Raw genomic sequence first — 6,639 nt, 5'->3', positions numbered from 1 at the left:
GCTTGCAACGCGTTGATTTTTGAAACATTTTATCTTATAGGAGGTCTGCCATGAGAGTCGCAACCATAAGCATATACAAACAGGCCACATATCAGCTTGGACGGCTCACCTCTGATTTAAACGAAGCCAATGAAGTCCTCTCCACGAATTTAAAAATCAGTTCCGCATCTGATGATCCATCGGGTATGAACCAGGTGCTGACCATCAATTCCGAACTGGCCGCATTGGAGCAGTATCAGGTGAATGTGGACCAGACCCAGAACGTGCTTACCACGGCTGAAACCGCCCTTGACACCATGGCTGATCAGTTGTCTGAAATGAAGCTGTTATGCTCGGCCTTGTCCAATGCCTCGGCCTCTTATCAGGAGCGATCAAACGCTGCAGCGAGCATGTCGCTTTATCTTGACGGCCTTTTGGACCTTGCCAATACCAACGCCTATGGCGGATATGTGTTTGGTGGTGACAATAACCGGACACCCCCTTTTACCTGCGATGATGATGGCAATCCCACACGTGTTACTTACAACGGCAGCAGTAACGCGGTAAGTATACGCACGTCGAAGCATACCACCGTTTCTCTGGACTGTTGCGGCAGTGACCTGTTCTATGAAGATGAAATCATTGTAGATAAAACCAACAATCAGATTGTTTTCACCGAATCCCGCGGTACAGGTGAAAACAATAAAGTCACCATTCAGGCAACCCTTCCCGCCGGTACCTACAGCAAAGAAAAACTTGCAGCTATTGTTGAAGACACCCTGAACGAAGCCAGTAAAGAACACAGTAAAGAACAGGGGTACGGCATTGTTTATGAGGTGAAATATGATGGTGACACAAACACCTTTTCCATTGGGACTGACGGCAGCAATGATACGCCTATGAGCGTAAGTTTTGAGGTGATTCAGACGGAAACGGTCAGGATTGAGAATCTTAAAACAGATGGTCAGAGTTTTGAAGATGTGGAAATTAATATAGTTGATAAAGCAGCTCTGACCAAGTACACGCCGGAACCCAAGGGTACGAAACCATTAACGTTTACCTACACCGAAAAAGACGGCACCTGGAAAGTGTCCAACGATCCGGGATATGGGCTGCCCTCTAAGATTGATGCAAGCGGCAATTCCATAAAAATTGACGTGGATGATGACGGAAAACCAGATATTGTTGTAGATCTGAACGGTGAGCCTGAAGATGGAGATACTGTCTCTTTTGATATCGTGAAAGGCTATAAAAATGCAAGTATTCTGCCGGATTTAGGGTTTAAAATAGAAACTGTGATTCTTGAAACGGTTACCAGTGATTTTCCGGTCTCCGGCAAGTTCTCCGTGCCTCCAGGTCTGTCCGTGCTTAAAGATCAGAATGATAGGATTGATTTCACCGAAACCCTTCTGGACGGAGGCGGCACCTCGGTTCAACTGACTGCCGTGATAGAGGCTGGCACTTACTCGGATCCTGACTCCTATGCTGAAGCTGTGGAGAAGGCCCTTGAATCCGCCTCGGCTGAAAACGGCAACCGGGTTAATTATTCCGTGGTTTATGATGAGGCAACCAAGTCCTTTACCCTCAGCGAGAATACAAAAACCGGCCGGCAGCTTGAATCCTTTGACTTGCTGTTTTCCTCGGGCACCAATGCCGCCTCAAGTGCTGCCGGCAGTCTTGGCTTTAATGCCGACAAGGATGTCTCTTCCGCCCCCCAGAAAGGAAAAGAAGCCACCTGGAGTATATGGGATACGATTTTTGATCTCAAAAAGGCACTGAAAAATGATGATGTGGACGGTATTCAGCGGGCCATGAGCCGGCTGGACAATCATTATGAAAGTCTCACATCAAGCATCTCAACTGTGGGTAGGATTTACGGCAGTACAACCACCACCGAAGCCACCATCTCGAATTCGAATTTGACCCTGACCACCCAGCGCTCCACGGTCCGGGATGCAGATATCGTGGAAGCCATTATGGATCTTAAATCTGCCCAGACCGTTTATCAAGCGGCGTTGAGTTCGACATCTTCGGTTATGGGGTTAAGTCTGGTGGATTACATGTCCTAAAACAGATATTTCCAGACTTTCCAGCCAACCTTTTCTTCCTGTTGCCATCCTGTGGGTATCTGCATAAGGTTTTCCGGATTCTGATTTTTCAACTCATTGAGTTTTTTCTGCTTTTCCTGTTCCATCTGTTCCCAGGTGACGGTTGTACGGTTGAATACTTTATGGTTTATGGCGGCGGCTATGCGGNNCCATGTACTGTTTTTCAGTGGTGTCAAAGACCTTGGCATCAATGCTGAAAGAACCTGCAAGGCTGGTGATGGTGCCGTGAATCACATATCTGGAGTCGGTTTTCCGGGCAGTTTCATGAACCAGTTGACTGCCGGAAAGTTTTTTTAAACCGACCTCAAGGGATGCCATCTTTTGGGGCGGCACAACAACGACTTTTCCAGGGTTGGTGAGCCTGGAATAGAGCATGGTTGAGATGCCTTTTTTAAGGTAGTCCAGATTCTTATTCTTATCGGCATTGATGTCAAAGGAAAGGACTGCAAGGGTTTCAGGAGTATCGGCAAAGGCCGTATATGGAAAGATCAATCCGCCAAGGATGAAGACGGACAGAATTGCTTTCACAAAAGCGCGTGGTTTTTTCATTTGCATCTGCCTTTACAGTTTGGATTTGAGCATGGGCGTGACCACTTTGGGGTCTGCCTTGCCCCGGGTTTTTTTCATGACCTGACCCATGAAAAAGCTGAACAGCTTGGTTTTTCCGTCTCTGTACGCTTTTGCCTCTTCAGGGTTTTCCTTGATGATTTCATCCACCATTGCTTCAAGTTCGCCCTGGTCTGATACCTGTTCAAGACCTTTTTCTTTGACTATGGCTTCAGGATCTTTACCGGTTTCCACCATTTCTTCAAAAACGGTTTTGGCGGCATTGGCATTGATTCGGGAGGATTCCAGAAGCCCAAGAAGCTTTGAAAAAGCATGGGCTGATACGGGTAAATCACAGATCTCAATGCCTTTGGCATTCAGCATGCCCATGAGTGTGGTCATGGTCCAGTTGGCCGCCTGTTTGATGTTTTTCAACGGCTTAATGGTCTCTTCAAAAAAGTTGGCCATCTCCAGGGCGGCTGTTAACACACCGGCATCATATTCAGACAGGCTGTACTCTTGAATAAAGCGCTGCTTTTTTTCATCCGGCAGTTCGGGCATACCGGCGCGGACTGCCTGGATCCAGGCATCATCAACAATCAGCGGCACAAGGTCAGGATCCGGGAAATATCTGTAATCATGGGCCTCTTCTTTGCCCCGCATGGATGCGGTGCGGTTTTTGGCCGGATCCCACAGACGGGTCTCCTGGATGACTTGTCCGCCCTCTTCCAGCACACAAGTCTGACGCTGAATTTCGTACAGGATAGCCTTTTCTACATTTTTAAAGGAGTTTAGATTTTTAAGCTCGGTGCGGGTGCCCAATTCCTCCTGACCTAGGGGCCGCAGGGAGATATTGGCGTCGCATCTGAATGAGCCTTCTTCCATGTTCCCGTCACATACGTCAATGTACTTTAAAATGGTATGCAGTTTTCTCAAGTATGCGCCGGCCTGGGCAGCGGTGCGAAGGTCGGGTTCGCTGACAATTTCAATAAGGGGAACCCCTGTCCTGTTCAGGTCCACCATGCTTTTTCCCCGCAGGGGGTCGTGGATCAGTTTTCCGGCATCTTCCTCCATGTGAATGCGGGTGATGCCGATGCGTTTTTCCTGGGCATCCACTTCAATATCCAGAAAGCCGTGTTCGGCAATGGGCTTTGCATACTGGGAGATTTGGTAACCCTTGGGAAGATCGGGATAAAAATAGTTTTTTCTGTCAAACCGGCTTTCCCGGTTGATGGTGCAGTTGGTGGCAAGGCCGGCCTTGATTGCAAAGGTAACCGCCTGTTTATTCAGTACCGGTAAAACCCCCGGCATGCCTGTGCATACCGGACAGGTATTGGCGTTGGGGGACTTGCCAAAGGCGGTTGAGCAGTTGCAGAAGATTTTAGTCTTAGTTTTGAGTTGGGCGTGGACCTCTAGTCCGATAACAGGTTCAAATGCCATGTGATGTCTGGTTCCTTTGGGTGCCCGGTGCATGAAGCGGTCCATGCCCGGGGTTGAGTTCTTACCAGCCTTCCTTTATAACCTTGATATTTTTAATTATCAAGGGTACCTCTAATAAAAGAACAAAAGGAAATTATTTTAATGAAATTTTTTTTCTGTGTGATGGGCATGATCATGATTGTGGAAGGGCTGCCCTATTTCATCTCACCGAATAAGATGCGGCAGATGGTAACGATGATCCTGCAAATGCCCGAAGGCACCTTGAGGCGATTTGGCTTTTTTATGATGCTGGCGGGCCTGGTGGTGCTATACCTTGCCATGGAGGCCGGTTGATGTACAATCTGTCTGATTACCGCTATAATCTGCCCGAATCCCTGATTGCCCAGACACCCTGCGAACACAGAAGCCTGTCCCGTCTCATGCACCTGGACCGCAGGAGCCATGACATCAGCCATCGCAGGTTTCTTGATATCGCTGATCTGCTGCGCCCCGGTGATTTGCTGGTGGTTAATGACACCCGGGTGGTGCCGGCAAGGCTTTTGGGCCATAAACCCACGGGGGGGCGTGTAGAGGTCCTCATTATTGATTATGCTGCCGGCATGAAACACCTGGCCGATACAGGACGGTTCCAGTGTGACTGCCTGATCAGGGCGTCACGCAGGCCGGAACCTGGCACGGTGCTTGAATTGGGACAGGATATTACGGCTACCGTGATTGAACACCGGGACCGGATCTCTGTGGTCTGTTTTAACGGGGGCAATGATTTTTTATTCCGGTTGAAAAAATCAGGTAAAATGCCTTTGCCGCCCTATATTAAACGGGATCAGAATCCGGGGCAGGGGGCAGGCACACCGGCGCAAATGGATGAGCAAAAAGACCGGCAGGATTACCAGACGGTTTATGCAACCGCCGAGGGGGCTGTGGCCGCGCCCACGGCCGGGCTTCATTTTACGGAAGATTTGCTTGCAGCGCTTTCTGCCAAGGGTGTGGACGTGGTCCGGATTACCCTGCATGTGGGATATGGCACCTTTGTACCGGTGCGGGTAAAGGATATCCGGGATCATCAGATTCACTCGGAATATTTTATTGTAGATGAGCAGGCTGCTGAAAAAATTAACCGCGCCCGTGGGGCCGGTTGCAGGGTGATTGCCGTGGGCACCACCGCTGTCCGGACCCTGGAGTTCTGTACCGACGCTTGCGGCAGAATTTCGGCCGGTCAGGGTCGGTGCGACCTGTTTATCTATCCAGGCTACCGGTTTAAATGCGTGGATGCCATTATCACCAATTTCCACTTGCCTGAATCCACCCTGCTCATGCTGATTTCCGCCTTTTATGACCGGGAACGGATTCTGGATGCTTACAAGGTCGCCGTGGATGAAAAATATCGGTTTTTCAGTTATGGTGATGCCATGTTTATAGAGTGAAAATAAAATATGCTTACATTTGATTTAATAAAAGATAATAGTAAAAAAGGTGACGGCCGGGACCGCTCCCGTTTGGGGCGGATTATCACGGATCACGGTGTTGTTGAAACCCCTATTTTTATGCCCGTGGGCACTGTGGGGTCGGTGAAGGGCGTGTCAAAGGAGGATCTGGCACATTGCGGGGCCCAGATTATTCTTGGTAATACCTATCATTTATATCTGCGGCCCGGCGTTGAAGTCATTGAAACCATGAAAGGGCTTCACGCCTTTACGGCCTGGAACAAACCCATGCTCACCGACTCCGGGGGATTCCAGTTTTTTTCTTTGGCAAAACTGGCCAAGTTCACCGATGAAGGGGTGCATTTTCAATCCCATATTGACGGCTCCCGGCACTTTTTTTCCCCGGAACGGGCCGTTGAGATCCAGATGATTTTGGGATCGGATATCATGATGTCCCTGGACTGGTGTCAGGGGCATCCGGCGACCGACCAGCAGGTGGCTGACGCCTTGAATAAGACCACGGCCTGGGCGAAAAGAGGCTTTGATTTCTGGCAGGAAAATGGCGCGATTAATAACTTGTTCGGTATTGTCCAGGGCGGAATGGTTAAAGACCTTCGCTCTCTATCCGCTGAACAGATCACCGCCATTGATTTTCCCGGCTTTGCCATTGGCGGTCTTTCCGTGGGAGAGCCCACCGATGTGATGTATGAGATGGCTGATCACACCCTGCCGCTTCTGCCGTCACAAAAGCCGCGGTACATTATGGGGGTGGGTACGCCTGAAAATCTTGTGACCCTGGTGGGTATGGGGTGCGACATGTTTGACTGTGTGATGCCCTCCCGGAATGCCAGAAACGGCCAGCTTTTTACCCACACCGGTACCATCAATATCCCTAATGCTGTGTATAAGACGGACGAGCGGCCCATAGACGAAACCTGTGACTGCTACACCTGCCGAAATTATTCAAGAGCCTATCTGCGTCATCTGTATAAATCCCGGGAGCTTTTATCCTATCGTTTGAATACCATTCATAATCTCTATTATTATCTTGATCTTATGGCAAAAATGCGTCATGCAATAAAGGAAGACAATTTTCCTGAATTTCAACAGCAATTTTTTAAAGCAAGGCAGGATCAGTAAGT

The 6,639-nt window shown here is 49.1% G+C and carries 6 protein-coding genes; 4 read left to right on the top strand and 2 right to left on the bottom strand.

The features are described 5' to 3' along the window. The first annotated feature begins 50 nt into the window (after window positions 1-50). On the top strand, window positions 51-2,048 hold the full coding sequence (locus tag B3D59_RS14735; protein ID WP_286821091.1) for a flagellin: 1,998 nt from the start codon (window positions 51-53) through the stop codon (window positions 2,046-2,048). On the opposite strand, the gene B3D59_RS14730 is transcribed toward B3D59_RS14735, so the two are convergent. Beyond that, window positions 2,045-2,173, bottom strand: a complete 129-nt coding sequence (locus B3D59_RS14730; protein WP_286821088.1) for a hypothetical protein — start codon at window positions 2,171-2,173, stop codon at window positions 2,045-2,047. The two genes, B3D59_RS14735 and B3D59_RS14730, sit on opposite strands and share 4 nt — an antisense overlap. A gap of 475 nt (window positions 2,174-2,648) precedes the next feature. Next, window positions 2,649-4,073, bottom strand: a complete 1,425-nt coding sequence (gene gatB / locus B3D59_RS14725) for an Asp-tRNA(Asn)/Glu-tRNA(Gln) amidotransferase subunit GatB (RefSeq protein WP_286821085.1) — start codon at window positions 4,071-4,073, stop codon at window positions 2,649-2,651. Window positions 4,074-4,214: 141 nt separating this feature from the next. Here gatB and B3D59_RS14720 point away from each other — a divergent pair, with 141 nt between their 5' ends. The 3 genes from B3D59_RS14720 to tgt are packed head-to-tail and all read left to right on the top strand — an operon-like array spanning window position 4,215 to window position 6,637. Beyond that, window positions 4,215-4,406 (top strand): DUF2065 domain-containing protein, encoded by a 192-nt coding sequence (locus B3D59_RS14720; protein ID WP_286821082.1) that lies wholly within the window; start codon window positions 4,215-4,217, stop codon window positions 4,404-4,406. Beyond that, a complete protein-coding gene (gene queA / locus B3D59_RS14715) occupies window positions 4,406-5,497 on the top strand; it encodes a tRNA preQ1(34) S-adenosylmethionine ribosyltransferase-isomerase QueA (RefSeq protein WP_004074275.1) in 1,092 nt (363 codons plus the stop codon). The genes B3D59_RS14720 and queA overlap by 1 nt, the downstream gene beginning before the upstream one ends. 9 nt (window positions 5,498-5,506) lie before the next feature. Next, a complete protein-coding gene (gene tgt, locus B3D59_RS14710; RefSeq protein WP_286821080.1) occupies window positions 5,507-6,637 on the top strand; it encodes a tRNA guanosine(34) transglycosylase Tgt in 1,131 nt (376 codons plus the stop codon). Window positions 6,638-6,639 lie beyond the last annotated feature (2 nt).

Origin of the sequence: Desulfobacter sp. UBA2225, assembly GCF_002348205.1 — a bacterium.
GTDB classification, from domain to species: domain Bacteria; phylum Desulfobacterota; class Desulfobacteria; order Desulfobacterales; family Desulfobacteraceae; genus Desulfobacter; species Desulfobacter postgatei.
This window is presented reverse-complemented; position numbering and strand designations above follow the sequence as displayed.

Bases quoted from the DNA above. Each gene is read 5' to 3' on its own strand.
- B3D59_RS14735 (WP_286821091.1), top strand. From the start codon at position 51: ATGAGAGTCGCAACCATAAGCATATACAAACAGGCCACATATCAGCTT.
- B3D59_RS14730 (WP_286821088.1), bottom strand. From the start codon at position 2,173: ATGGAACAGGAAAAGCAGAAAAAACTCAATGAGTTGAAAAATCAGAAT.
- gatB (WP_286821085.1), bottom strand. From the start codon at position 4,073: ATGGCATTTGAACCTGTTATCGGACTAGAGGTCCACGCCCAACTCAAA.
- B3D59_RS14720 (WP_286821082.1), top strand. From the start codon at position 4,215: ATGAAATTTTTTTTCTGTGTGATGGGCATGATCATGATTGTGGAAGGG.
- queA (WP_004074275.1), top strand. From the start codon at position 4,406: ATGTACAATCTGTCTGATTACCGCTATAATCTGCCCGAATCCCTGATT.
- tgt (WP_286821080.1), top strand. From the start codon at position 5,507: ATGCTTACATTTGATTTAATAAAAGATAATAGTAAAAAAGGTGACGGC.